Source organism: Mycobacterium sp. E342, assembly GCF_001667665.1.
In the GTDB taxonomy this organism is placed as follows: domain Bacteria; phylum Actinomycetota; class Actinomycetes; order Mycobacteriales; family Mycobacteriaceae; genus Mycobacterium.
Genome location: NZ_LZJM01000327.1, coordinates 25,338 through 49,546, shown reverse-complemented (window position 1 = coordinate 49,546; position 24,209 = coordinate 25,338). Strand labels below are relative to the sequence as shown.

Below are 24,209 nucleotides of genomic sequence, written 5' to 3'. Positions count from 1 at the left end.
GGCCGGGACCGTGTTCAACATGACCGCCGACGACTACTACAACCTGACCGACATCACCCGGGTGTTGTCGGAGCGCTACGGCTACCGGTTCGACTACCACGACATCGGATCGTTCGCCGCCGAGATGAACCGTCGGTGCACGCCGCGGGACCCGATCTACCCGCTGGTCGACTTCCTGACCCGCTCGGCGGACAAGATCGCGGCCATGCGCGACAAGCGCTCCGACAACACCCGGGTGATGTCGGTCAGGTTGTAGTAGTCGTCGGCGGTCATGTTGAACACGGTCCCGGCCTCGGCCGACAGGTCCATCAGCGCCACGATGTGGTCGGCGATCAGGTCCGCCGGCAGCAGGCTGAGCTGGTTGAGCGCGTCGGCGGCGACGCCGTGCTCGATCATGAATGCCACGGTGCGCACCAGGATGTCGTCCTGGCTGCCGAAGCCCGCGCCGGTCGGTGAGATCAGCGAGGGCCGGAAGATGCGCACGTCGAGCCCGCGCCGCTGGGCGGCGAAAGCCAGCTGTTCGGCGACCCACTTGGTCTGCGAGTAGCCGAAGTCCAGGGCGTTCATCTCCAGGTTCGCGTCGGACTCTCCGACCACCGGTTTGACGCTCCACCCGTAGATGAAGGTGCTGGACACCAGGTGGAAGGTCTTCCGGTGCCCCGTCATGGCCAGCCGCAACAGCTCGTGCGTCCCGGCCACGTTGGCGGGCCGCAGGGCGTCGTAGGTGCGGACGTAGTTGACGAGGGCGCCGTTGTGGACGACGGCGTCGACGCTCTCGGCCAGCCGCCGGAACCCCGCCTCGCCCAGGCCCAGCTGCGGCTCGGCGAGGTCACCGCAGACCACGCGCACCCGCTCCCGGACCTGTGCTTCCAGACCCGGAGACCACAGCCGGGCCTTGCGCAGCGACGCGACGATCCGGTCCATCCCGTGTGCGGAGTCCGTGGCCCGGATCAGGGCGTGCACGGTGTAGGACGTCCGGCCGAGCAGGCTGCTGACCAGGAACGGTCCCAGGAACCCGGTCGCCCCCGTCAACAGGATGTCGCTGGGGGTGCCCGGCCGCGCCGGCGGCAGCGCCGGCAACCGAAGCTGGACGTCGGCCCGCATCCGCGCGACCTCGTAGGCCTCGTACTCGGCCGAAATCTGGTCCAGCGCCTGACGCAACGCCTCCAGCGGCTGCCCGGACCCCTCGCCGAACTGCCGCATGAGCCGGAAGAACTCGGCCACCGTCAGTCGCTGCAGCAGGCGCGTGTTGACGTCTTCGGCCAGCTCCCCGGCGCCGTGCTCTTCCAGGAGGGCCTGCAGGTCCGCCCGGAGCTCGGCGAGCGCCAGCGAGTCGATGCCGAGGTCCGCGAAGGAGCAGTCCTCGTCGCCGGTGAGGTCGTAGCTCTCGATCAGGTTGCGGAACCGGTCCAGCGGGCCCGCACCCTCCGGTGCCGCATCGTGGGGCTGATGCGTGTAGGTGGCCAGCACCGGCAGTCGACCGTCCAGCCAGAGCTCGCGCGTGGACGAGCGCCGGATCTTCCCCGAGGTGGTCTTGGGGATGCTGTGCGCGGGCACGAACGCGATGGCGTGCGGGTCGATGTGGCCGTGCCGGCGGATGGCCCGCGCCAGTGCCTTACCGTCCGGCAGCGTGTCCGCGTCGCGGACTTCGGCCACCACGGTCAGGACTTCCTGCTCGTCCTGCTCCACCGCAAAGGCGGCGACACAGCCGCCGCGGACCTGTGGGGTCGACCGCTCCACGATGCCCTCGATGTCCGACGGGTAGCAGTTGACGCCCCGCACGATGATGAGGTCCTTGCTGCGGCCGCAGACGAACAGCTCGCCCTCGTACAGGAAGCCGAGGTCGCCGGTGCGCAGGTAGGTGTGCTCGTCGTCGCCGGGGATGCGGGCGGCGAAGGCCTCCGCGGTCAGCTCTGGGCGATTCCAGTAGCCGTCCCCCTTGGAGGGGCCGTCCAGCCAGACCTCGCCGACCCGGCCCTCGCCGAGGGCGTGCCCGGACTCCGGGTCGACGATGCGGACCACGTTGCCGTCGATGGGCTTGCCGCAGCTCACCACCGGGGCCTGGTTGCGGTTCTCGGGCTGCGCCTTTTCCACCCGCGCGAGGTTCTTCTCCAGGGCGCGCTTGTTCAGGGCCAGCGTCTGGCGTCCGCGAAGCGAGACGATCAGGGTGTTCTCCGCCATGCCGTAGGCGCCGGTGAGCGCGTTGGGCTCCAGGCCGTAGGGGGCGAAGCGCTGCCGGAAACGCGTGAACGTGCTGGCGCGCAGCGGCTCCGCGCCGACCACGATGCTCTCCAGGCTGCTCAGGTCGATCCCGTCCAACTCGGACGTGGGCAGCTTGTCCTCCCGCAGGCACAGCTCCAGGGCGAAGTTGGGCACCGGGGTGTGGGTGGCGCGCACGTCGCTGATCAGCCGCAGCCACGCCGACGGCCGCTTGAGGAAGTCCAGCGGCGACATCGCGTGCGTGGTCCCGCCGCCGAGCAGGATGAACAGGTAGGCGGAGATCAAGCCCATGTCGTGGTGTTGGGGCAGCCAGCTGACCAGAACCTCGCCCCCCGTGAAGGCCGAGGCGTTGGCGATGACGTTGGCGTGGGTGACGACGACACCCTTGGGGTCGCTGGTGGAGCCGGAGGTGTATTGCAGGAAGAGCACCGGAGCGGGTGTGTCGGGGACGGGGGCGCCGCCGAACTCCTGCGTGCCATCGGTTCCGAACCACGGCAGTTCCGGGGGACGCTGGGTGTCCGGCCACGGCGACTCGCTCTCGAGGTGATTGAGCAGCAGGCGGTAGTCGTACTCGAACTGCTTGGTCGACAGCACCGCCTTGGCCTGGCAATCCCGCGCGATGAAGGCGAGTTTGGCCAGTCCCGACTCGAACGACATCGGCAGCGGAGGGCTGACCGGCACGGCGATCACCCCGATGCGGGCGCACGCGTAAAACGCCGCGACCATCTCCAGGCTGGGCGGATAGACCAGCAGCGCGCGATCCCCCCGGCGCAGTCCGGCTTCCGTCGCCAGGTAGGCGGCCAGCTCACGCGTCCGCTCGGCGAAAGTCTGGTAGGTGTAGTGCTCCTGCTCCCGGCCTTCGGCGTCGACGAAGCGGAAGAGGGTCTTGTCAGGCGTTAAGGCTTCCCACTTGTGCAGATGATCGATGAGCGTCTCCATCGCAGGAGCCACCGCCTTCCGGGTTCACAATGAGCGTTAAGGGCTTTCGTACCAATCAATAAAGCCCAATGTAACGCCGCTGGCGGAGGCCAGGCAAAGCAAGCAGGCCCATTTTGGGCGGTGCACATTAATCTCACAGGATAGGTTTGGCTACGGTGGCTGACTTCCGTCGAACAGGGGCGTAACTACTGACCTCAGTATCCGCAGTGACGTGCTCTACCTGTGCGTTCCAGCCAACGAGTGCACCCCGTACACGGACATACTGATGTTTGCACTTGCGTGCTTCCTGAATTTGCGCTTCGCAAATGGCGCGCGATTCGGGTCTCATTTCGTATCGCCACCGCAAACGGCATAAACCAATCCAATGGATGTGGCACTCCCGCTTCGGACCGCGACACGAAAGTGATTTCCGCCACGGTCCGCCGGCGTTCGGCGTTGCTGATCTACTGAGATACGCAGTCAGCCGGTCTGGGCGACGCGGATGAGCGGGCCGGCGCGGGCCACCAGCCTGGTGATGCCGACGTATCGTTCGCCGTCGATGATCGGCGACAGCGGCTCACCCTCGGCCTCGATGACCATTTCGCGGCCGTTGACGTCGCGCACCCGACGGCCGTGGACCGTCCCGTTGGTGAGCGCCGACGGAAGCTGCGTGACGATCCTGGACGGCCTGACCTCGCCGGCCTGGAAGTGCAGCGCACCCGGGCTTTCGGCCTTCGGGAAGAGCCGGAACGGCCCGCCGATCCGCAGGTCGATCGCGCCGGCGTGCAGCAGGCGGTGCGTCCGCGTCGGGACCTCCTCACCGTCGATGACGACTCGGGCGCGCGTCGGCGCAAACAGCACGGACGCGTAGTTGGACGCCTGCGAGCGCCCGACCTTCGACGCCAGGTAGTCGCGGAACGACCGACCGATCACCTTCGCGACTTCGCCGCGGCCGTGGTCGGGCTTTCCGTAATACATGTCGTAGAACCGGTTTCCGACGCCTCCGGCGGCCAGCCCGAAGCACAAGCGGTGGAACGGCGCGCCGTCCGCGGTTTCACCGTCGAGCCGCAAGGTGTCCAGGCGTATCTCGGGAGGGGGGCGGTCGGCCGCCGCGGCGGCCGCCAGCGCGCGGATGACGGCGTCGGGCCGCCCACGAACACGTGCCTTGCGGGCGACGGCATTGACGCTGCCCCCGTTGGTGGGCACGAAGGCCGGCCAGCGGTCGGGATCGCTCTCGCAGCGCTCGGTCTCGTTGATCAACCAGTGCAGCGCGCCGTCGCCGCCGTCCCCCACCAGGTGGGTGACCCGCGGGTGGAGCCGGTCCAGGGTCTTGCCGAGGTCCTCGATGGACGCGGTCTCGTGCACCTCGCCCCACGGGCCGACGATGCGGCGCAACTCGGCGACGCGGTCGCCCCGCCCGCGGCGGTTCCGGCGCGCGAGCGGATTGACGATGACCCCTAGATACATCCGTGGCGTCCGGGTGAGTTTCCGCTGGCCATCCCACGCACGATACCTGCGGCGTTCGGATGGGCGAGATCACGTAGTTAGGGTGGGCTGCATGCCGGGTTGGACCGCAGCGCAGCTGCCTTCGTTCGCCGGACGCACCGTCGTGATCACCGGGGCCAACGCCGGCCTGGGCGAGGTCACCGCCCGCGAATTGGCGCGGGTCGGTGCCCGCGTCGTGCTGGCGGTGCGCAACACCGAGAAGGGCAAGACCGCCGCCGAGCGGATGACCGGCGACGTCGAGGTGCGCCAGCTCGACCTGCAGGACCTGGGCTCGGTGCGGCGCTTCGCCGACGAGATGGGCTCTGTTGACGTGCTGGTCAACAACGCCGGCATCATGGCCACCAAGCACGCGGTGACCGCCGACGGCTTCGAGGGTCAGATCGGCACCAACCACCTCGGCCACTTCGCGTTGACCAATCTGCTGCTGCCGAGGCTGACCGACCGGGTGGTGACGGTGTCGTCGCTGATGCACCACTTCGGCTACATCAGCCGCAAGGATTTGAACTGGCGGTCCCGCCCGTATTCGGCGTGGCTGGCCTACAGCCAGTCCAAGCTGGCCAACCTGCTGTTCACCAGCGAGCTGCAGCGGCGCCTGGACGCCGCGGGTTCCGGGCTGCGCGCGCTGGCCGCCCACCCGGGCTGGTCGCACACGAACCTGCAGGGCAACTCCGGCCGCAAATGGGGCGACGCGGCGGTACTGGCCGTCGACCGCATCGTGTCCACCGACGCCGATTTCGGCGCCCGGCAGACGCTGTATGCCGTGTCGCAGGATCTGCCGGGGAACACCTTCGTCGGCCCGCGCTTCGGTCTGTATGGCCGCACCCAGCCGACGTGGCGGAACTGGCCCGCCAAGCGGGCGGGCACCGCCGCGGCGCTGTGGGACCTATCCGAGCAGCTAACGGGCACCGCGTTTCCGCTCCCGGCGAGCGGTTTGCCGTGACCCGATTAGATTGGTGGCATGGCGAGGGCTGATCTGGCGACGATTCTCGCGCTGTGCGCCGCGCTGGCGTCGGCGATCGGCAACGTGGTGCGCCAGCGCTCCGCGCAGGAGGTCACCGACAAACCGGTCGGGCATCTGGCGCTGTTCGGCATGCTGTTGCGCGATACCCGTTGGTGGATGGGCGGTCTCGGCGACATCGCCAGCTACATTCTGCTGGCCGCGGCCCTGGACAAGGGCTCGGTGCTGTTGGTGATGTCGCTGCAGGTGACCGCGCTGCTGTTCGCCCTGCCGCTCTATGCGCGGATGAGCCGCCACCCGGTCACCCGCGGCGAGTGGGTGTGGGCGATGTTGCTGACTGCGGCGCTGGTGGTCGTCATCGCGGTCGGCCAGCCGGTGGGCGGCCAGGAGCGCGCCGCGGCCCAGGTCTGGCTGATCGTGGCCCTGGCGATGGCCCCGCCGCTGCTGTTGGCGATGCTGGGCGCCCGCATCTGGTCGGACCGCCCGGCGGCGGCGGTCTTGCTCGCCGCGGTCGCCGGCTCGTTGCTGGCGGTGTTCGCGGTGCTGATGAAGGGCGTCGTCGACATCCTCGAACACAACCCCGACCAGTTGTGGACCAGACCCGAGCTGTACGGCTGGGTGTTCTGCGGGGCGGCCGGGATGGTGATTCATCAATCGGCCTACCGCGCGGGCGCGCTGACCGCCTCGTTGCCGACGATCATCGCCGCCAAGCCCATCGTGGGCGCGGTGCTCGGGATCACCGTGCTGGGCGAGACGTTGGACGCGCACGGCTTCGATTGGGTGGTGCTGGCGGTGGCGGCGGTGTTGGTGATCGTCGCGACGGTGGGCCTGGCCCACGGCGAGGCCGCGACCGTGTCGGCGGGCGCGGGTCGCGACGTCAGAATCGCCGACGAGCCGAAAGCGTCGTCCCCGCTCTAACGAACCTTGGTGGCAGGTACAGGATTCGAACCTGTGAAGCTTTCGCGACGGATTTACAGTCCGCTCCCATTGGCCGCTCGGGCAACCTGCCGCCAGACAGGTTACAACGAGGGGGTAGACAAAGCACAAACGGCCATCACCGGATGAAGGGACGGATCGCATGGCGGACTCATCGTTCGACATTGTCAGCAAAGTCGAGCGCCAAGAGGTCGACAACGCACTCAACCAGGCCGCCAAGGAGCTGGCCACCCGCTTCGACTTCCGCGGCACCGACACCACGATCGCGTGGAAGGGCGAGGAGGCTATCGAGCTGACGTCGTCGACCGAGGAGCGCGTCAAGGCTGCCGTCGACGTCTTCAAGGAGAAGCTGATCCGCCGGGACATCTCGATGAAGGCCTTCGACGCCGGCGAGCCGCAGGCATCGGGCAAGACCTACAAGGTCAGCGGCACCCTGAAGCAGGGCATCGACAGTGAGCACGCCAAGAAGATCACCAAGCTGATCCGCGACGAGGGGCCGAAGGGCGTCAAGACGCAGATCCAGGGCGACGAGATCCGCGTGACGAGCAAGAAGCGCGACGACCTGCAGGCCGTCATCTCGATGCTCAAGCAGGCGGACCTGGACGTCGCGCTGCAGTTCGTCAACTACCGGTAGGCGGGCGCCGAACTCCCGGTGTGATGATTACTCGCTCGGCCAACCGGTGGGTGCCTAATGTAGTGACCAGCCCCACAATGTGAGCGAGGTTCACGATGACCCCTAGCGAGGCCGAGTACTCGGACGTCATCATCGTCGGCGCCGGCATCTCCGGCATCGACGCGGCCTACCGGATCAGCGAGCGCAACCCGCAGCTGACCTACACCATCCTGGAGCGGCGCGCGCAGATCGGCGGCACTTGGGACCTGTTCCGCTATCCGGGCGTGCGCTCGGACAGCAGCATCTTCACGCTGTCCTTACCGTTCGAGCCGTGGACGCGCAAGGAGGGCGTGGCCGACGGTGTCCACATCCGCGAGTACCTGGTCGCCACGGCGCACAAGTACGGCATCGATCGCCACATCCGGTTCGACACCTATGTCCGCTCGGCCGACTGGGATTCGGCCACCGACACCTGGACGGTCACCGTCGAGCAGGACGGGGCGCGCAAGCAGTACCGTGCCCGATTCCTGTTCTTCGGCAGTGGCTACTACAACTACGACGAGGGCTACACCCCCGACTTCCCCGGCATCGAAACGTTCGGCGGCACAGTGGTACACCCGCAGCACTGGCCGGAGAACCTGGACTACACCAACAAGAAGGTCGTGGTGATCGGCAGCGGGGCCACCGCGGTCACGCTGCTGCCCTCGCTGTCGGACCGGGCCGCCAAAGTGACCATGCTGCAGCGCTCCCCCACCTACCTGATCTCGGCCTCCAAGTACGGCAAGGTCGCCGCCGCCGCGCGGAAAGTGCTGCCCCGCAGGCCCGCTCATCTCGTCGTCCGGATGTACAGCGCGCTCACCGAGGCGGTGTTCTTCGCCCTGTCGCGCAAGGCGCCGGGGCTGGTGCGGTGGCTGCTGCGGCGCAAGGCGATCAGCAGCCTGCCCCCCGGCTACGACGTCGACACCCACTTCAAGCCGCGGTACAACCCGTGGGACCAGCGGATGTGCCTGATTCCCGACGCCGACCTGTACAACGCCATCAGCGCCGGCCGCGCCGACGTGGTCACCGACCACATCGACCATTTCGACCGAGGCGGCATCGCGCTGAAATCGGGCGGGCACCTCGACGCCGACATCATCGTCACCGCGACCGGCCTGCAGCTGCAGGCCCTGGGTGGGACCGCGATCAGCCTGGACGGCAACGAGATCAAGACCAACGACCGCTTCGTCTACAAGGCCCACATGCTCGAGGACGTGCCCAACCTGTTCTGGTGCGTCGGCTACACCAACGCGTCGTGGACGCTGCGTGCCGACATCACCGCCCGGGCCACGGCAAAACTGCTGGCGCACATGGCCGCTCACGGCTACACGCACGCCTACCCGCATCGCGGCAACGAGCCGATGACCGAGAAGCCGTCCTGGGACATCAACGCCGGCTATGTGCTGCGCTCGGTGCACGCGCTGCCGAAATCGGGCACCAAGCGGCCGTGGAACGTGCGGCAGAACTACCTGGCCGACGCCATCGATTACCGCTTCGACCGCATCGAAGAGGCGATGGTGTTCGGGCGGGTTTCCGATCGGGAGCCGCTGGCGGGCTAGCGTCAGCGCTTGGCCGGCTCACCCGGCCGAGATCTGCTTCCCGCAGTTCGGGCAGAACCTTTCGGCGGGATGGTGCTCGGCTCCGCAACCCGCGCAGAAGTGGGGTTCGGCTGCCGTCGACGGTTGCGCGACGGCCAACCCTCCGGGCTGGACGGCGCCGGGTGTTTCCGGCGCGCCCGGCGCCGGCGCCGGTGCCACGGGTGGCGCGGCCTGCGGAGCGAAGGGTCCGGCTTGCGGCCCGCCCGCCGGGAACTGCCCGCCCGGGACCGGCTGGAAGCCGGGCACCGCGGCTGGGGCGGTTCGCCGCCGACGGCTCATCAGCGCCACGAGGACGACGCCGCCGCCCACCGCGAGGAGCAGCGCAACGCCACCCAGGAGGTACCACCACGCTTTCGAGGTGCCCGGTGCCGAAACATCTCCGTACTGCGCCCGCAGATTGACCGCGTTGGTCTTCAGATCGGCCACCCCGGGATAGTCGGGCGACATCGAGAGGACCTGGTCGAACTGTTTGATCGCGTCGGTGTAGTGACCGGTGTAGTAGGCGTCGAGCCCCTTGCGGTAGGACACGTCGGCCGGCCCGAGCGTCGCCTTGACGCCCTTGCCCGCCAGGACTGCGGCCAGGCCGTCCGCGGGTGCGATGAAGTTGAACGCCTGCGGTTCGCCGGTGGGGCCGAAGCTGTTCAGCCCGATCACCTTGCCGTTGAGCTCGATGGTCGGCCCGCCGCTCATGCCCGGGGATACCGCCGCATCGATCTCATACTCCGGAATGGTTCCCATGGTGGACTTCTTGCTGACCTTGCCGCTCTTGTTGGTCGGGTCCAGGGAGGGGTCGGTGACACGCTCGGTGCTCCCCGGGAAGCCCACGGCAAGAACCGAAGTGCCGATGTTGACGTCGGCGTCAGTGGCCAGCTCCGACGACGGCAGGTTGTGCTTCTCCACCTTCAACAGGGCGACGTCGCCCTTCTCCAGCGGCTTGAAGTCGACGACGTTCGCGGGCATCTTGCCGGCGACCTTCGTCCCGGTGCCGTACAGCAGCGTGATGCTGATCTCGGGGCCGCGGTCGGCGGTGGTGCCTTCCACGTGAGCGTTCGCGCGCAGCCACTGCACCGCTTGCTCGGGATCCGCCGCCTCGGGCGAGTCCGGGTATTCGGCGATGTAGTCGGTGGCGGCATGTCGCAGGATCGCGTCCTTGGCCCCCTCCGGGTCGACGCAGTGGCCGGCGGTCGCCACCCAGCCGTCGGGATTCACGACGAAGGCGGTGCAGCCCCAAGCGGCGTCGAAGGCCCTGTTGGCATTGGGTTCGCTGTAGTGCGGCAGTAAGTTGCCGTTGGGCAGCCGGACCCACCCGGCGGCTTCCGCGGCGAAGTACATCACGGCGGGCCGGATCATGGCCGCCGCCCTCTCCTCGGGGTTGGTCTGCGGACGACCGCCATCGGCGGACGCGATGCCTGGCGACCCAAGCAGCGGGAGGGCAGCTGCAGACAGCAAGGCCAAGCTGCGGCTCGGCAGGCGCCTCTTGGTCACGAGGCTGGCTCGGCGGGACATGGCTTCTCCCTTCACGGGTTCTTGACGTTGACGATCCGATGCGCCACGCCCCGGGGCTAGGGACAGAAGTCCCCGGCTGCCGGGTCATTGGTTCGTGAACTGCTTCTAAATCGCTGGTGTCGGCAATACGCTGATCGCCATGGCGGCACAGATGCGCGAACCCAACGTCGTTGTCCTCGGTGGTGGTTCCTGGGGAACCACGGTGGCGTCCATCTGTGCGCGCCGGGGACCGACGCTGCAGTGGGTGCGCTCGGAAGAGACGGCGAAGGACATCAACGAGAACCATCGCAACAGCCGCTACCTCGGCGACGATGCGGTGCTCAGCGACACCTTGCGCGCCACCTCCGACTTCGCCGAGGCGGCCAACTGCGCCGACGTCGTGGTGATGGGCGTTCCCTCCCACGGGTTCCGGGGCGTGCTGACCGAGTTGGCCAAGGAGCTGCGGCCCTGGGTGCCGGTGGTGTCTTTGGTCAAGGGGCTCGAGCAGGGCACCAACATGCGGATGTCGCAGATCGTCGAGGAGGTGCTGCCCGGTCATCCGGCGGGAATCCTGGCGGGCCCGAACATCGCGCGCGAGGTCGGCGAGGGCTACGCCGCGGCGGCGGTGCTGGCCATGCCCGACCAGCATCTGGCGACCCGGCTGTCCGGGCTGTTCCGCACCCGGCGTTTCCGGGTGTACACCACCGACGACGTCATCGGGGTGGAGATGGCCGGTGCGCTGAAAAACGTCTACGCCATCTCGGTCGGGATGGGTTACTCGCTGGGCATCGGGGAGAACACCCGGGCGCTGGTGATCGCCCGCGCGCTACGCGAGATGACCAAGCTGGGGGTGGCCATGGGCGGCAACCCCGACACCTTCCCCGGCCTGGCCGGCCTGGGCGACCTCATCGTGACGTGCACCAGCCAGCGCAGCCGCAACCGGCACGTGGGTGAGCAACTGGGCGCCGGCAAGCCGATCGACGAGATCATCGCCTCGATGAACCAGGTCGCCGAGGGCGTGAAGGCCGCCAGCGTGATCATGGAGTTCGCCAACGAGTTCGGACTGAGCATGCCGATCGCCCGCGAGGTCGACGCGGTGATCAACCACGGTTCGACCGTCGAGGAGGCCTACCGCGGCCTGATCGCCGAGGTCCCCGGCCACGAGGTGCACGGTTCGGGCTTCTGAGCTGGCCGTCCGGCGGCGCGGAATTTAAATCTTTGCGTTCCATATGGGCTTGGCTCATCGGCTTGACCCGGCGTTTGCCAGCAAAATACCGTCGACGAAGCAGCCAGGGGTTCCCGGCCGCGGCCCCATGGGTCCGGGCGGGTCGTAACTTGCTGTGCGCCAAGGTGTTACGCCGACGTAATCCAGCGCCACACGGGGCGGATATCGGAACATCCCCCGCTAACTCCTAACGAGGGACGAGACCGATGCAAGACATCGAACAGCTCGGCAATCCACCTCGAGGCGACGGCTCGCAGGCGCGCAAGGACAGGGTGCGATCGATCATCCGCCACGACCTGCCTTCGTCGTTGGTGGTTTTCCTGGTCGCACTCCCGTTGTCCCTGGGCATAGCGATCGCTTCCAACGCCCCGGTGCTCGCCGGCCTGATCGCCGCGATCGTCGGGGGTATCGTGGTCGGCGCCATCGGCGGGTCGCCGCTGCAGGTCAGCGGCCCCGCCGCCGGGCTGACCGTCGTCGTCGCCGACCTGGTCTCCGACTTCGGTTGGGGCGTAACGTGTTTGATCACCGTAGCCGCGGGCGGGCTGCAGGTGCTGTTGGGACTCAGCCGCGTCGCGCGAGCGGCCCTGGCGATCTCACCAGTGGTCGTGCACGCCATGCTGGCGGGCATCGGCATCACGATCGCGCTGCAGCAAGCCCACGTGTTGCTGGGCGGAAAGTCCAAAAGCACGGCCTGGCACAACCTCATCGGGCTGCCGGGTCAGATCGTCGGCGCGCATCGTCCCGGGGTCATCCTCGGCGTGCTGGTGATCGTCATCCTCGTCGCGTGGCGGTGGGTTCCGGCCAAGGTGCGCCGCGTCCCGGGCCCGTTGGTAGCCATCGTGACCGTGACCGTGGTGTCGGTCGTCTTCCCGTTCCACGTGCGCCGGATCGACCTCGACGGGTCGCCGCTGGACGCGCTGCAGCTGCCCGACCTTCCGCACGGCAACTGGGGCGCTGTCGCGATCGGAGTGATCACCGTCGCGCTCATCGCCAGCGTCGAGAGCCTGCTGTCGGCGGTGTCTGTCGACCGGATGCACAACGGGCCGCGCACCGACTTCAACCGGGAGTTGGTGGGACAGGGCGCCGCCAACATCGTCTCGGGCGCCGTCGGCGGGCTGCCGGTCACCGGGGTGATCGTCCGCAGCTCAACCAACGTCAACGCGGGCGCCAGGTCCCGGGCCTCGGCCCTCCTGCACGGCGTGTGGATCCTGCTGTTCACCGTTCCGTTCGCGGAGCTGGTCGAAGAGATCCCCACCGCCGCACTGGCCGGGCTGCTCATCGTCATCGGCCTTCAGTTGCTCAAGCCGGCCCACATCGAAACCGCGATGAAGCACGGCGACCTCGCCGTGTACGTCGTGACCTCGGTCAGCGTCGTCTTCCTGAACCTGTTGCACGGTGTGATGATCGGCCTGGCGCTGGCCATCGCGTTGACCGGTTGGCGGGTCATCCGCGCCAGGGTCGAGGCCCAGCCGGTCGACGACGAATGGCAGGTGGTGATCGAGGGTGCGGCGTGCACGTTCCTGGCGCTCCCGCGGCTGACGCGGGTGCTGGCGTCGATCCCCAGCGGAAGCGTTGTCACCGTGGAGGTTTCGGTGCACTACCTGGATCACGCGGCGCATCAGGCCGTCAGCGACTGGCAACGCCAGCACGAGGCGAACGGCGGCGCGGTCCGGATCCGGGGCAGGCTGGAGACGGGTCACGCCGTTCGCAGGGATGCAAGCGAGCTGATCGAACGCGAAAGGCCCGAGGCCGCCGCCTGATTGGGCACCGGGCTAGTCCCACCCCGAGAGTCCGAAGGTTTCGCTCGGCGCCCGACCGCTGAGTCTCTGGACGATCCATTGGTTCATCGGCACGCCCTGCTCGATGGCTTCCAGCGCGAGGCGGGCATGCAGCTGCGGTGAGGTTCTGACGAGGATTCTCCCGCTGTAGCGCCGTTCGGAAAGCGGTTCGGGAGGCGTCTCTCCGGATTCTCGCATGGCTTCCACGTGCTCCTTGACGGCCTCCTCGACGGCGGCCACGGCCTGGGGCGCCGTCGGCGCTTCGCGCCTCATATAGGGCAATTCAATACATACGCCCAGGTATTCGTTGTAGTCGGGCAACCACTGCGCGCGGTAGGTGTAGCGGTCCACGCGGGACTTGATAGCAGGGGCGATAGCAATTCCGGGAGTCACTCATCCCCAGCGGAGGCGGGGACGGCGGGCGGGTGGCCCGGGCGGGCGGCGCTCCGGCGGGGCGCGGCTCTCCAGACCATGTGACTCACTCAGAATTTGATAGCGCGGGTGATATCAAAAAATCGGCGACCCACACATGCTGCGGAGAGCGGTCGCAGCTAGCCGCGCGCCATCGCCTCCAGCCGGCGGATGCGGTCTTCGATCGGCGGGTGCGTCGAGAACAGCGACCCGATTCGCTCGCCCGCGCGGAACGGGTTGGCGATCATCAAGTGCGCCTGGCTGGCCAGCTGCGGCTCCGGGGGCAGCGGGGCCATCTGCACCCCGCCGGAGATCTTGCGCAGCGCCGACGCCAGGGCCAACGGGTCCCCGGTCAGCACGGCGCCGGATTCGTCCGCCTGGTACTCGCGCGACCGGGACACCGCCAGCCGCACCACGGTCGCGGCGATCGGGCCCAGCAGCGAGACCAGCAGTAGCGCAAAGGGATTCTCGCCGTCGCGGTTGCCGCCGAACATGCCGGCCCACATGGCCATGTTGGCCAGGGCGGTGATGATCGACGCCATCGCGCCGGCGATGCAGGAAATCAGGATGTCGCGGTTGTAGACGTGGGAAAGCTCGTGACCCAGCACCGCGCGCAACTCACGCTCATTGAGGATGCCCAGGATGCCGGTCGTGCAGCAGACGGCGGCGTTGCGGGGGTTGCGGCCCGTCGCGAAGGCGTTGGGGGCGTTGGTGTCGCTGATGTAGACCCGGGGCATCGGCTGGTGCGCGGCGGTCGCCAGCTCGCGCACGATCCGGTACATCACCGGCGCCTGCAGTTCGGACACCGGTTGTGCGTGCATGGCCCGCAGCGCGAGCTTGTCGCTGTTGTAGTACGTGTAGATGTTCATCCCGACGGCGAACAGCACCGCCAGGAACATGGCCGTCCTGCCGAACAGCGATCCGACAAACACGATCAACGCGGACATACCGACCAACAGGGCGAAGGTCTTCAGCCTGTTGGCATGGGGATGCCAGGTCATCGGTGTCCTCCTCGGAGCACTCAGGAATTGACTACTACAGCCAATTGAACGCCCGAGATGGGTCGTAGGGTTCCGCGACGCGTCAGCCGTGCCGGCTGATGGTGTAGTCGACCAGCGTTTGCAACGCGCGCCGACCGGCCACGTCGGGCAAAAGGACCAGCTCGTCGCGGGCCTGCCCCGCATATTCGGCCAGCGTCTGCTTGGCCTTCGCCATGCCCGGGGACGCCCGCAGCAGGGCGAGGGCCTCGGCCACCGCGTCGTCGTCGCCGATCGGACCCGCCAGCAGCTCCCGCAACCGCGCCGCGTCGGGGCCGGGTTCGCGCAGGGCGTAGAGCATCGGCAGGGTGTGCACGCCTTCGCGCACGTCGGTGCCGGGCAGCTTGCCCGACTCGTGCGAGTCGCTGTCGATGTCGATGATGTCGTCGGAGATCTGGAAGGCGGTGCCCACGATGCCGCCGAGCCGGCTCAGCCGCTCGACCTGCTCGGCGTCGGCGCCCGAGAACATGGCGCCGAACCGGCCCGCCGCGGCGATCAGGCAGGCGGTCTTCTCGTACACCACCTTCAGGTAGTGCTGGATGGGGTCTGCGCCTTCGGCCGCGCCGGTCAGGCCACGCGTCTCGCGCATCTGGCCCGTCACCAGCTGGGCGAACGTCTCGGCGATCAGCCGTACCGCGTCCGGCCCCAGTAGGGAGACCAGCCGCGACGCCGTGGCGAACAGGTAGTCCCCGGCCAGGATCGCGACGTTGTTCCCCCAGCGGACGTTCGCGGTGGGCGCGCCGCGGCGCACCTCCGCCTCGTCCATCACGTCGTCGTGGTAGAGCGTCGCCAGGTGCACCAGCTCGATGACCGCGCCCGCGATGGTCACATCGTGCGCGTCGGGGTTCGGCCCGATCTGGGCGGACAGCACCGTGAAAAGCGGCCGGAATCGCTTGCCGCCGGCCTTGAACAGGTGCGTCAGGGAGTCGGTCATCACCTCGTCTGCGCTGCGCAGCTCCGTGTCCATCAGCTGCTCGATCCGCCCGACGCCGTCGCGCACGGCCGCGGCGAACGCGGCGTCACCGAAGTCCACGCCCGCCACCACCGTCGCCGGAGTACTCACCCGACCAACATACTGGTGAGCGTGGAGACCAAAGCCGACCTGGTGGTCGTCGGCGCCGGACCGGCCGGTTCGGCGGCCGCCGCATGGGCAGCGCGGGCCGGCAACGACGTGCTGGTCGTCGACTCCGCCAGCTTTCCGCGCGACAAGGCGTGCGGTGACGGGCTGACACCGCGCGCCGTCGCCGAGTGCGAGCGCCTCGGGCTGGGCGAGTGGCTGGACACCCGCATCCGCCATCGGGGCCTGCGGATGAGCGGGTTCGGTGGCGAGTTGGAAGTCGCCTGGCCGGGCCCGTCGTTCCCCGCGACCGGCAGCGCGGTGGCCCGGCTCGAGTTGGACGACCGCATCCGCAAGGTCGCCGAGGATTCCGGCGCGCGAATGATGCTGGGAACGAAAGCCGTTGCGGTTCAACATGACTCGTCGAGGCGCGTGGTGTCGCTGACGTTGGCCGACGGCACGGAGGTGGGCTGCGGGCGGTTGATCGTGGCCGACGGGGCGCGGTCTTCGCTGGGACGCAAGCTGGGCCGGCGCTGGCATCAGGAGACGGTGTACGGCGTCGCGGCCCGCGGGTATCTGGCCACCGCGCGCGCCGACGACCCATGGTTGACGTCGCATCTGGAGCTGCGCGGACCCCACGGCTCCAAGGACAAAGTGCTGCCCGGCTACGGCTGGATCTTCCCGCTGGGCAACGGCGAGGTGAACATCGGCGTCGGGGCGCTGTCGACGTCGAAACGGCCGGCCGATCTGGCGCTGCGACCGCTGATCGACTACTACACCGACCTGCGCCGCGACGAGTGGGGGTTCGACGGGCCACCGCGGGCCGTGTCTTCGGCCCTGCTGCCGATGGGCGGCGCCGTGTCCGGGGTGGCCGGACCCAACTGGATGCTGATCGGCGACGCCGCCGCCTGCGTCAACCCGCTGAACGGCGAGGGCATCGACTACGGCATGGAGACCGGCCGGCTGGCCGCCGAGCTGCTGGAGTGCTGTGGCCTGTCTCAGGACCTGTCGCCGGTGTGGCCGTCGCTGCTGCAGCAGCACTACGGCCGGGGGTTCTCGGTGGCGCGCCGGCTGGCCCTGTTGCTGACCTTCCAGCGGTTCCTGCCCGCGACCGGGCCGATCGCGATGCGCTCCCCCAGGCTGATGACGATCGCGGTGCGGGTGATGGCCAACCTGGTCACCGACGACGACGCCGACTGGGTGGCGCGGGCCTGGCGGGGGGCCGGACGGCTGTCCCGGCTGCTCGATCGCCGGGTGCCGTTCAGCTGAGCGCCTTTGACGTGCGCAAAAGGCCAACGGGGCTGGTAGCGGCCGCCGGCAATTTTCCGCACGGTTCAGGCGCGCGGTGTATAGTCCGGCTAATGAAGGGAACGAAGCTGGCTACTATCGGCGGCCTGGCCGCCACCGCCATCGCGCTGGCCGCGCCGGCGCTGGCCTCGCCGCCGCCGTCCAACGACTACGACGCCCCGTTCAAGAACACGGTCAACGGCTTCGGCATCTACCAGCCGCAGGACCAGTTGGCGTGGCTGGGCAAGATCACCTGCGACCGGATCGGCCGGGGCGTGGACGGCGACCCGTACAAGTCGGCCAACTTCATCCAGCGCAACCTGCCGCGGGGCACCACCCAGGGCCAGGCGTTCCAGTTCCTCGGCGCCGCGGTCGATCACTACTGCCCCGACCAGGTCGGCTTCGTGCAGCGCGCCGGTACTCACTAGGTCGTTCTCAACGCAGGGGCTTATAGCCCGCGTGTAGGGCGACGATGCCGCCGGTCAGGTTGCGCCACCGCACCGCCGCCCACCCCGCCCGGGATATGTCGCGCGCCAGGCTCGCCTGGTCGGGCCACGCCCTGATCGACTCGGCGAGGTAGATGTAGGCGTCGGGATTGCTGGACACCGCGCGCGCCACCCGGGGCAGCGCCCGCATCAAGTACTCCTTGTAGATGTTGGCGAACAGCGCGTTGGTGGGCGTGGAGAATTCGCACACCACCAAGCGGCCGCCCGGCCGCGTGACACGCGCCATCTCGCGGAGCCCCGCCTGCGGGTCGACGACGTTGCGCAAGCCGAAACTTATTGTCACAGCATCGAATACGTCGTCACCGAACGGCAGCCGGGTGGCATCGGCAGCCACTTTCGGCACGTGGCGGGACGCACCCGCCGCGAGCATGCCGACCGAGAAATCGGCCGCCACACACCAGGCCCCCGACTTCTGCAGCTCGACGGTGGATACCGCTGTGCCCGCGGCCAGATCCAACACCTTCTGACCCGGCCCGATCGCCAGCGCCGACCGGGTGGCCTTCCGCCAGTACCGGTCCTGACCCAGCGACAGCACGGTGTTGGTCACGTCATAGCGGCGGGCGACGCCGTCGAACATCGACGCGACGTCCCGGGGGTCCTTGTCCAGCGCCGCGCGACTCATGATGGAGACGCTACCTCTCGGGGAATTACGTGGCGCCATCGGCGTTGCAACACGGCGTGACTCAAAAAGTTTGGTTTATCACCGGTACATCGCGGGGCTTCGGACGGGCGTGGGCGATCGCGGCGCTGGAGCGCGGCGACAAGGTGGCCGCCACGGCGCGCAACACGGCTTCACTGGACGACCTGGCCGAGAAGTACGGCGACGCGCTGCTGCCGATCCGGTTGGACGTCACGGATCGAGACGCCGACTTCGCGGCGGTCAAGCAAGCATACGACCACTTCGGTCGCCTGGACATCGTGGTGAACAACGCCGGCTACGGGCAGTTCGGGTTCATCGAGGAGCTCTCTGAGCGGGACGCACGCGATCAGATCGAGACGAATGTGTTTGGGGCGCTGTGGATTACCCAGGCGGCACTGCCGTACCTGCGCGAGCAGCGCAGCGGGCACATCGTTCAGGTGTCCTCGATCGGGGGCATCACCGCGTTCCCCCTGGTCGGCATGTACCACGCGTCCAAGTGGGCGCTGGAAGGCTTTTCGCAGGCGCTGGCCCAGGAGGTCACCCCGTTCGGCGTGCATGTCACGTTGATCGAACCGGGCGGTTTCGACACCGACTGGGCCGGAGATTCGGCCAGGCACGCCGACCCGCTGCCGGCGTACGACGACGTGCGCGCGGCCGTCCAGGCGGAACGCAGCAAGCGGTGGGCCAGCCCGGGCAACCCGGAGGCCTCCGCCGTCGCGCTGCTCAAGGTCGTCGACGCCGAAAATCCGCCGCTGCGAGTGTTTTTCGGCGCTTCGCCCCTGGCGACCGCGAAGGCCGACTACGAGAACCGACTGCGCACCTGGCAGGAATGGCAGCCCGTCGCCGAACTGGCGCAGGGCTGAGGCGTCAGCTCACTGGCCTTGCGCGTACCGCTTGGCGAACACCCGCCGCCGGGCGAACGGCGACAGCACCGCCTCGTAGTGGCCGAGCAGCTCGTCACAGATCACCGGCCAACTACGGCCGAGCACGCTGCGCCGGGCGGCCAATGCGTAACGCTGCCGTTCGTCGATCAAATGGGTGACGGCCGCAGGCAACTTCGTCTCGAACTCGTCGACGCCCAGTAATAAACCGGTGCGCCACGGCGTGACGAGGTCGCGTGGGCCGCCGGCGTCGGGGGCGATCACCGGCAACCCCGACGCCAGCGCTTCCTGCACGACTTGGCAAAACGTCTCGTGCTCGCCGGGATGCACGAAGACGTCCATGCTGGCGTACGCCGCGGCGAGTTCGTCACCGTACAAAGCTCCGGTGAAAACCGCTGTGGGCATGGCCTTTTGCAGCTTGGCGCGGTCGACACCGTCACCGACGATGACGAGTTGTAGCCCGTCCCGCGCCGCCAGCGGGATCAGCCGCTCGACGTGCTTCTCGGGCGCGAGCCGGCCCACGAAGCCGACGATCGGCTTGCCTTGTGGCGACCATCGCCGCCTGAGCTCCTCGTCACGCGCCGACGGGGCGAACCGCAGCACATCCACGCCGCGCGCCCAGTGGTGAACCCGCGGGAAGCGGTGCGCCACAAGCGATTCCATTGTCACGCTGGACGGTGCCAGCGTGCGGTCGGCGAGACTGTGCAGATGGCGGAACCAGGCCCACGCGGCGCGCGATGTCATGGGGATGCCATAGCTGGCCGCGAAACCCGGCACGTCGGTTTGATACACGGCGACCGTCGGCACGCCCAGCCACCGGGCCGCCTTCACCCCGCCGTAGCCCAACAACGCCGGCGAGGCCAAATGCACGACGTGCGGATCGAATCCGCGCAGCACCTTCACCATCCGCGGCATCGGCACACCGAGCGGCAACGTGGTCACCTTCGGGAACATCCGCGACGGAACCCGGTGCACGCGGATGCCGTCGTAAATCCGGTCGGCCGGGACCGCACCGGGCGGGGTGTCCGGGGCAATGACGAGGGCTTCGTGACCCGTCCGGCGCAGGTGCTCGAGAACCCGGATCACCGAGTTGCTGACACCGTTGACTTCCGGCAGGAACGATTCGGCGACGATGGCAACGCGCACAACACCACGGTGTCAGCACCGACTTTCGACAAGGTTGCCTACGGGCATACGTCGTGCGAAATCTGCTGGTCGGACACCTCCGAGCGCCGATCCAGCAGCTTGTCCAGCAGCGCCAGCCCGATCAGCAGGAGCGTCGCCACCAGCCAGCCCACCACCGCGATGGAGCCCGCCGGGATGATCGCCAGCCCCGCGTTGCGGTGCTGCACGCGAACCAGATTGGGGTCGTTCTTGTTGTACTCGACGTAGATGCGCATGCCCGTCGCCAGATGCGACGGATACAGCACGCCGAGTTCCGGGCGATACGTGACCCGCTCCGGTGTGACGAATTCGATGGTGGAGCGCCGCGGACCGGCGCTGAGCACCTCGGCCTGCGCCACCCCCATGTTGTGTTGAATCGCAAGGTCGTTACGCCAGGCCCCGGCGACCAGCAGGATCGACTGCAGGGTGACCAGGGCGGCCACGATGAGCACCGCGGTGCGGGCCCAGCGCAACGCAATCCTGGGCCGGGTGCTCGGCGGTTGGTCGCTGCGGCCATGAATCAGTATGTGCAGCAATCTTTTCGGGTAGTTCACCGAGCCCTCACAGGGCCGCCTTGATCGCGGCGTGGAGCTGGCGCAGCGACGAGCGGTCGGCCTTGACCTCCAGCACCTGCATGCCGGCGGCGGGCTCGTCGAGGGCCGCGCTGAGCTGGTCGACCTCGATCTGCCGGCTCTCGACGTGATAGGCGCGGCACAACGCCCCCACGTCGACGTCGTGCGGAGTTCCGAAGATCCGCGACGACACGTCGGAGAACCGCGGATCGCCCTGCTCGAGCAGTTCGAAGATGCCGCCGCCGTTGTCGTTGGAGACCACGATGGTCAACCGGCGCGGCGTGGGCTCGGTGGGGCCGATCAGCAGCCCGGAGCTGTCGTGGACGAACGTCATGTCGCCGATCAGCGCGACGGTGCGCCCCTCGTGGGCCAACGCGGCCCCGATCGCGGTCGAGACGGTGCCGTCGATGCCGGCGACGCCGCGGTTGGAGCGCACCCGGATGCCGTGGCTGTCCAGGCCGACCAGCGCCGCGTCCCGGACCGGGTTGGAGGCCCCCAGCACCAGCTGGTCACCGGGCCGCAGCGCGTCGGCCACGGCCGCCGCAACGTGCAGGCCCGTGGTGAGCGGGTGCGCCTCGAGCTGGCCGCGCACCGCGTCGATCGCATGCCTGTTGACCTCCGCGCAGCGCCTCAGCCAGGCCGGATTCGGGGTGCCGGTGGTGACCGCCCGGGTGCCGGTGGCCTGTGAGTTGCCCGACACGTCCGGCCAGCGCGGCCCGGTGGTCAGCGCGTACACCGGGACCTTGGGGTCGGCCAGCAGCGCCGACACCGGCCGGTGCAAGGTGGGGCGGCCGAGCATGATCACCTGCTTGGGGCGCAGCAGCGGCAGGGCCAGGGGATGCAGCGGGTTGGCCGGCGCCGGGGCCGTCGGCTCGGCGACGGTCGGCAGCTCCGCGAGGTTGGGCTGGGCGCCCGCGCCGTGGCCGGCGATGACGACCGTGTCGGGCGTCAGGTCGATGTCCAGCGGCTGGTCGAACGTGACGGGCGGCGTGTAGGTCCACGGCCGCCCGCCGGGTCGTCCCTGGGGGATGGCGGTGCCGTGCGGCTCGGGATCGGGCACCAGCGGTTCGCGCAGCGGGATGTCGAACTGCACGGGGCCGGCGTTGGCGGTGCGAGATCCCGTGGCCGCCGCCAGCACCCGGCAGGTGGCCGATCGCCAGGTGGCGTTGAGGGCGTCCAGCCGTTCGGGCGCATCCTCGGCCAGGCCGAGGCTGATGGCGGCGCGGACCTGGGTGCCGAAGTAGCCCAGCTGCTCCATGGTCTGGTTGGCCCCGGTGCCCAGCATTTCGTAGGGCCGGTTGGCCGACAGCACGATCAGCGGCACCCGCGCGTAGTTGGCTTCCACGACGGCCGGGCCGAGGTTGGCCACGGCGGTGCCCGACGTCATCGCGACACACACCGGGGCGCCGGCGGCGATCGCCAGCCCGATGGCCAGGTAGCCGGCGGTGCGCTCGTCGATGCGGACGTGCAGCCGGATCCGCCCGGACCGGTCGGCGTCGGCCAGCGCGAACGCCAGCGGCGCGTTTCGCGACCCGGGGCACAGCACCACGTCGCGGACGCCGCCGCGGATCAGCTCGTCAACGACGACGCGGGCCTGTGTCGTCGAGGGGTTCACTCATACAGAGTGTCACAGCCCGCCCGACTAGTTGCTGGCGAAGAACTTCAGCGCCGCCTCGTTGACGGCGTCCGGGCGCTCGAAGAACCCCAGGTGGCCGGCGTCGGCGATCTGCACGTAACGGCCGTTGGGCAGCGCGTCGGCGACCTCTCGGCCCAGGTAGGGCGGCGTCAACACGTCGTCGGAGAAGCCGATCACCAGCACCGGCGTCGCGATGCTGCGGTAGGCCGGCAACCGGTTGGTGTACGGGGCGATGTCCAGCTGACACCGCATCCCCGGGGTGGACTTGACCGGCCACATGGAGAACATCGCGATCCAGTCCGCGACCGCGACGTCGTCGTTGAGCGTCTTGTGCGAAAAGTTTTCCAGCAGGCGGATTTTCGCCTCGTACGAGCTCGGCACCTGGACACCGGCGTCGGCCAGCTCGGCCTCGGCGTCGCGGAAGAACTCACGGGTCTTGTCCATGCGGCCGCGGGTACCCATCAACACCGCGGAGCTGACGAGTTCGGGCCGGGCGAGCATGAGCTCCTGGGCGATGAACGCGCCCATCGACATCCCCACGATGCGGGCCGGGGCGGCGTCGAGCCCTTCGATCAGCGCCGCCGTGTCGGCGACCATGGTCTGCGTGGTGAACCCCTGGGCGTTCTCGGTGGCGCCGATCCCGCGGTTGTCGAAGGTGATGGCGCGATATCCGGCCGCCAGGAACGCGGGGACCTGATACGGGTGCCACGTCCGACCGGCACCGCCGTGGCCGCTGATGAACACCACGGGCTCGCCGGAGCCGCGGTCGTCGTAAGCCAGGTTGATCACTCCGACGACGGTACAAGCAGTGCGTGGCAGGTCTTGACCCGGTCGATCCACCACTGCCGCCGCTGCGCGGGCGCGGCCAGGGCGCGCAGCCGCGCCGGATCGGGCGTGACCGGGCCCACCGGCAGGGCGCCGTCGACGGGCGGGGCGACGTCGGCCACGTCTTCGGTGAACAGCCCACCGGTGCCCAGGCCGCACGCGTGGTCCAACACCGGCAGGGCCGCCGCGGCGGCCAGCCCGGCGGCGATCCCCACCGCCGAGTCGATCGCGCTGGAGACCACGACCGGGATGTCGATCTGCGTGGCGATCGCCAGCATGGCCGAAATGCCGCCCAGCGGAGCGACTTTCAGCACGGCGATGTCGGCGGCTCGGGCGCGGACCACGGCCAGCGGGTCGTCGGCCTTGCGGATGCTTTCGTCGGCGGCGATCGGCACGTTTGGCATGTCCGGCCGGCGGCGCAGGGCCGCGAGCTCGTCGACGGTCGCGCACGGCTGTTCGAGGTATTCCAGCGGCCCGTCGGCGGTCAGGGCGGCCGCCGCCCGCACCGCCTGCTCCACGCTCCAGCCGCCGTTGGCGTCCACCCGCACGGTCGGCACGAGTCGGCGCACGGCGTTGACCCGGTCGACGTCGTCGGCCAGCGTCTGGCCGGGTTCGGCCACCTTCACCTTGGCCGTGCGGACGCCCGGGAACCGGGCCAGCACCTCGCCCACCCGGGCGGCCTCGACGGCCGGCACGGTGGCGTTGATCGGGATGCGGTCGCGCCGCGGCGGCGGCGGGCGGCGGTAGGCGGCCTCGATGGCCGACGCCAGCCAGTGCGCGGCCTCGGGCGGGCCGTATTCCAGGAAGGCCCCGAATTCCCCCCAGCCCGCGGGCCCCTCGATGAGGGCGACCTCCCGGGTGGTGATGCCGCGGAACCGCACCCGCATCGGCAGCGCGACCACGTGCAGGCGGTCGAG

General features: G+C 69.0%; 21 protein-coding genes, 1 tRNA gene and 1 pseudogene. 10 read left to right on the top strand and 13 right to left on the bottom strand.

Translation table 11 applies throughout. The features are described from left to right. Window positions 1–256 (top strand): hypothetical protein (locus A5692_RS26970; protein ID WP_369830330.1); only part of this gene is annotated, 256 nt, incomplete at its 5' end. On the opposite strand, the pseudogene A5692_RS26965 reads toward A5692_RS26970, so the two are convergent. Both A5692_RS26965 and A5692_RS26960 read right to left on the bottom strand, forming a co-directional pair. After that, window positions 217–3,159 (bottom strand): annotated as a pseudogene (locus A5692_RS26965) (thioester reductase domain-containing protein); the annotation flags it as partial. The gene A5692_RS26970 and the pseudogene A5692_RS26965 overlap by 40 nt on opposite strands. A 459-nt stretch (window positions 3,160–3,618) precedes the next feature. Next, entirely contained in the window at window positions 3,619–4,605 is a 987-nt protein-coding gene (locus A5692_RS26960) for a diacylglycerol kinase family protein (RefSeq protein WP_068062467.1), read from the bottom strand. Between the two features lie 91 nt (window positions 4,606–4,696). Between A5692_RS26960 and A5692_RS26955 the strand changes: the two genes are divergently transcribed. Beyond that, window positions 4,697–5,584 (top strand): oxidoreductase, encoded by an 888-nt coding sequence (locus tag A5692_RS26955; protein WP_068062464.1) that lies wholly within the window; start codon window positions 4,697–4,699, stop codon window positions 5,582–5,584. Window positions 5,585–5,602: 18 nt separating this feature from the next. Beyond that, window positions 5,603–6,520: a DMT family transporter gene (locus A5692_RS26950; RefSeq protein WP_068062462.1), complete on the top strand. Its 918-nt coding sequence runs from the start codon at window positions 5,603–5,605 to the stop codon at window positions 6,518–6,520. A 7-nt stretch (window positions 6,521–6,527) separates the two neighbouring features. On the opposite strand, the gene A5692_RS26945 is transcribed toward A5692_RS26950, so the two are convergent. After that, window positions 6,528–6,611 (bottom strand) — tRNA-Tyr (locus A5692_RS26945). A gap of 69 nt (window positions 6,612–6,680) precedes the next feature. Here A5692_RS26945 and A5692_RS26940 point away from each other — a divergent pair. Together A5692_RS26940 and A5692_RS26935 are read left to right on the top strand one after the other, a co-directional pair. Continuing rightward, window positions 6,681–7,172 (top strand): YajQ family cyclic di-GMP-binding protein, encoded by a 492-nt coding sequence (locus tag A5692_RS26940; protein WP_068062458.1) that lies wholly within the window; start codon window positions 6,681–6,683, stop codon window positions 7,170–7,172. Between the two features lie 95 nt (window positions 7,173–7,267). Next, on the top strand, window positions 7,268–8,749 hold the full coding sequence (locus A5692_RS26935) for an NAD(P)/FAD-dependent oxidoreductase (RefSeq protein WP_068062455.1): 1,482 nt from the start codon (window positions 7,268–7,270) through the stop codon (window positions 8,747–8,749). Between the two features lie 18 nt (window positions 8,750–8,767). Here A5692_RS26935 and A5692_RS26930 read toward each other — a convergent pair whose 3' ends face one another. Then, window positions 8,768–10,294 carry a trypsin-like peptidase domain-containing protein gene (locus A5692_RS26930; protein ID WP_068062453.1) on the bottom strand — a complete coding sequence of 509 codons (1,527 nt, stop codon included), beginning with the start codon at window positions 10,292–10,294 and terminating at the stop codon, window positions 8,768–8,770. A gap of 139 nt (window positions 10,295–10,433) precedes the next feature. On the opposite strand from A5692_RS26930, the gene A5692_RS26925 reads away from it, so the two are divergent. Together A5692_RS26925 and A5692_RS26920 are read left to right on the top strand one after the other, a co-directional pair. Beyond that, entirely contained in the window at window positions 10,434–11,459 is a 1,026-nt protein-coding gene (locus A5692_RS26925; protein WP_068062449.1) for an NAD(P)H-dependent glycerol-3-phosphate dehydrogenase, read from the top strand. A gap of 245 nt (window positions 11,460–11,704) precedes the next feature. After that, window positions 11,705–13,258, top strand: a complete 1,554-nt coding sequence (locus A5692_RS26920) for a SulP family inorganic anion transporter (protein WP_068062447.1) — start codon at window positions 11,705–11,707, stop codon at window positions 13,256–13,258. A 12-nt stretch (window positions 13,259–13,270) separates the two neighbouring features. Here A5692_RS26920 and A5692_RS26915 read toward each other — a convergent pair whose 3' ends face one another. From A5692_RS26915 to grcC1, 3 genes are all read right to left on the bottom strand, one after another. Beyond that, entirely contained in the window at window positions 13,271–13,627 is a 357-nt protein-coding gene (locus A5692_RS26915) for a type II toxin-antitoxin system HicB family antitoxin (RefSeq protein ID WP_068062444.1), read from the bottom strand. A 200-nt stretch (window positions 13,628–13,827) separates the two neighbouring features. Further along, complete coding sequence (gene htpX / locus A5692_RS26910) at window positions 13,828–14,688, bottom strand: zinc metalloprotease HtpX (RefSeq protein WP_068062441.1); 861 nt, start codon at window positions 14,686–14,688, stop codon at window positions 13,828–13,830. An 82-nt stretch (window positions 14,689–14,770) separates the two neighbouring features. Beyond that, complete coding sequence (grcC1, locus tag A5692_RS26905) at window positions 14,771–15,787, bottom strand: nonaprenyl/(2E,6E)-farnesyl/geranylgeranyl diphosphat synthase (RefSeq protein WP_068062439.1); 1,017 nt, start codon at window positions 15,785–15,787, stop codon at window positions 14,771–14,773. Between the two features lie 15 nt (window positions 15,788–15,802). On the opposite strand from grcC1, the gene menJ reads away from it, so the two are divergent. Both menJ and A5692_RS26895 read left to right on the top strand, forming a co-directional pair. After that, window positions 15,803–17,050 (top strand): menaquinone reductase, encoded by a 1,248-nt coding sequence (gene menJ / locus A5692_RS26900; protein ID WP_197514577.1) that lies wholly within the window; start codon window positions 15,803–15,805, stop codon window positions 17,048–17,050. 92 nt (window positions 17,051–17,142) lie between these two features. Further along, on the top strand, window positions 17,143–17,496 hold the full coding sequence (locus A5692_RS26895; protein WP_068062434.1) for a DUF732 domain-containing protein: 354 nt from the start codon (window positions 17,143–17,145) through the stop codon (window positions 17,494–17,496). Between the two features lie 7 nt (window positions 17,497–17,503). Here A5692_RS26895 and A5692_RS26890 read toward each other — a convergent pair whose 3' ends face one another. Then, the gene (locus A5692_RS26890; RefSeq protein ID WP_068062430.1) at window positions 17,504–18,196 is read right to left on the bottom strand and encodes a demethylmenaquinone methyltransferase; all 693 of its coding nucleotides are present in this window, start codon (window positions 18,194–18,196) and stop codon (window positions 17,504–17,506) included. 56 nt (window positions 18,197–18,252) lie between these two features. On the opposite strand from A5692_RS26890, the gene A5692_RS26885 reads away from it, so the two are divergent. Further along, window positions 18,253–19,077, top strand: coding sequence for an SDR family oxidoreductase (locus tag A5692_RS26885; RefSeq protein ID WP_068062427.1), 825 nt, complete (start codon window positions 18,253–18,255; stop codon window positions 19,075–19,077). Between the two features lie 9 nt (window positions 19,078–19,086). On the opposite strand, the gene A5692_RS26880 is transcribed toward A5692_RS26885, so the two are convergent. From A5692_RS26880 to A5692_RS26860, 5 genes are read right to left on the bottom strand one after another with little or no spacing between them, the layout of a single operon-like run. Then, on the bottom strand, window positions 19,087–20,241 hold the full coding sequence (locus A5692_RS26880; protein WP_068062424.1) for a glycosyltransferase family 1 protein: 1,155 nt from the start codon (window positions 20,239–20,241) through the stop codon (window positions 19,087–19,089). A gap of 38 nt (window positions 20,242–20,279) precedes the next feature. Further along, entirely contained in the window at window positions 20,280–20,813 is a 534-nt protein-coding gene (locus tag A5692_RS26875; RefSeq protein WP_156766306.1) for a DUF3592 domain-containing protein, read from the bottom strand. A 7-nt stretch (window positions 20,814–20,820) separates the two neighbouring features. Then, window positions 20,821–22,446: a 2-succinyl-5-enolpyruvyl-6-hydroxy-3-cyclohexene-1-carboxylic-acid synthase gene (menD, locus tag A5692_RS26870; protein ID WP_068062421.1), complete on the bottom strand. Its 1,626-nt coding sequence runs from the start codon at window positions 22,444–22,446 to the stop codon at window positions 20,821–20,823. 27 nt (window positions 22,447–22,473) lie between these two features. After that, window positions 22,474–23,256, bottom strand: a complete 783-nt coding sequence (locus A5692_RS26865; protein WP_068062418.1) for an alpha/beta fold hydrolase — start codon at window positions 23,254–23,256, stop codon at window positions 22,474–22,476. Then, window positions 23,253–24,179, bottom strand: coding sequence for an o-succinylbenzoate synthase (locus tag A5692_RS26860; RefSeq protein WP_369830332.1), 927 nt, complete (start codon window positions 24,177–24,179; stop codon window positions 23,253–23,255). Before A5692_RS26860 ends, A5692_RS26865 begins: the two co-directional genes overlap by 4 nt. Window positions 24,180–24,209 lie beyond the last annotated feature (30 nt).

Excerpts from the sequence above, each read along its gene's own strand:
- A5692_RS26955 (WP_068062464.1), top strand. The coding sequence starts at position 4,697 with ATGCCGGGTTGGACCGCAGCGCAGCTGCCTTCGTTCGCCGGACGCACC.
- htpX (WP_068062441.1), bottom strand. The coding sequence starts at position 14,688 with ATGACCTGGCATCCCCATGCCAACAGGCTGAAGACCTTCGCCCTGTTG.
- A5692_RS26920 (WP_068062447.1), top strand. The coding sequence starts at position 11,705 with ATGCAAGACATCGAACAGCTCGGCAATCCACCTCGAGGCGACGGCTCG.
- A5692_RS26890 (WP_068062430.1), bottom strand. The coding sequence starts at position 18,196 with ATGAGTCGCGCGGCGCTGGACAAGGACCCCCGGGACGTCGCGTCGATG.
- A5692_RS26960 (WP_068062467.1), bottom strand. The coding sequence starts at position 4,605 with ATGTATCTAGGGGTCATCGTCAATCCGCTCGCGCGCCGGAACCGCCGC.
- A5692_RS26950 (WP_068062462.1), top strand. The coding sequence starts at position 5,603 with ATGGCGAGGGCTGATCTGGCGACGATTCTCGCGCTGTGCGCCGCGCTG.
- A5692_RS26925 (WP_068062449.1), top strand. The coding sequence starts at position 10,434 with ATGGCGGCACAGATGCGCGAACCCAACGTCGTTGTCCTCGGTGGTGGT.
- A5692_RS26940 (WP_068062458.1), top strand. The coding sequence starts at position 6,681 with ATGGCGGACTCATCGTTCGACATTGTCAGCAAAGTCGAGCGCCAAGAG.
- A5692_RS26930 (WP_068062453.1), bottom strand. The coding sequence starts at position 10,294 with ATGTCCCGCCGAGCCAGCCTCGTGACCAAGAGGCGCCTGCCGAGCCGC.
- A5692_RS26895 (WP_068062434.1), top strand. The coding sequence starts at position 17,143 with ATGAAGGGAACGAAGCTGGCTACTATCGGCGGCCTGGCCGCCACCGCC.
- A5692_RS26935 (WP_068062455.1), top strand. The coding sequence starts at position 7,268 with ATGACCCCTAGCGAGGCCGAGTACTCGGACGTCATCATCGTCGGCGCC.
- A5692_RS26860 (WP_369830332.1), bottom strand. The coding sequence starts at position 24,179 with ATGCGGGTGCGGTTCCGCGGCATCACCACCCGGGAGGTCGCCCTCATC.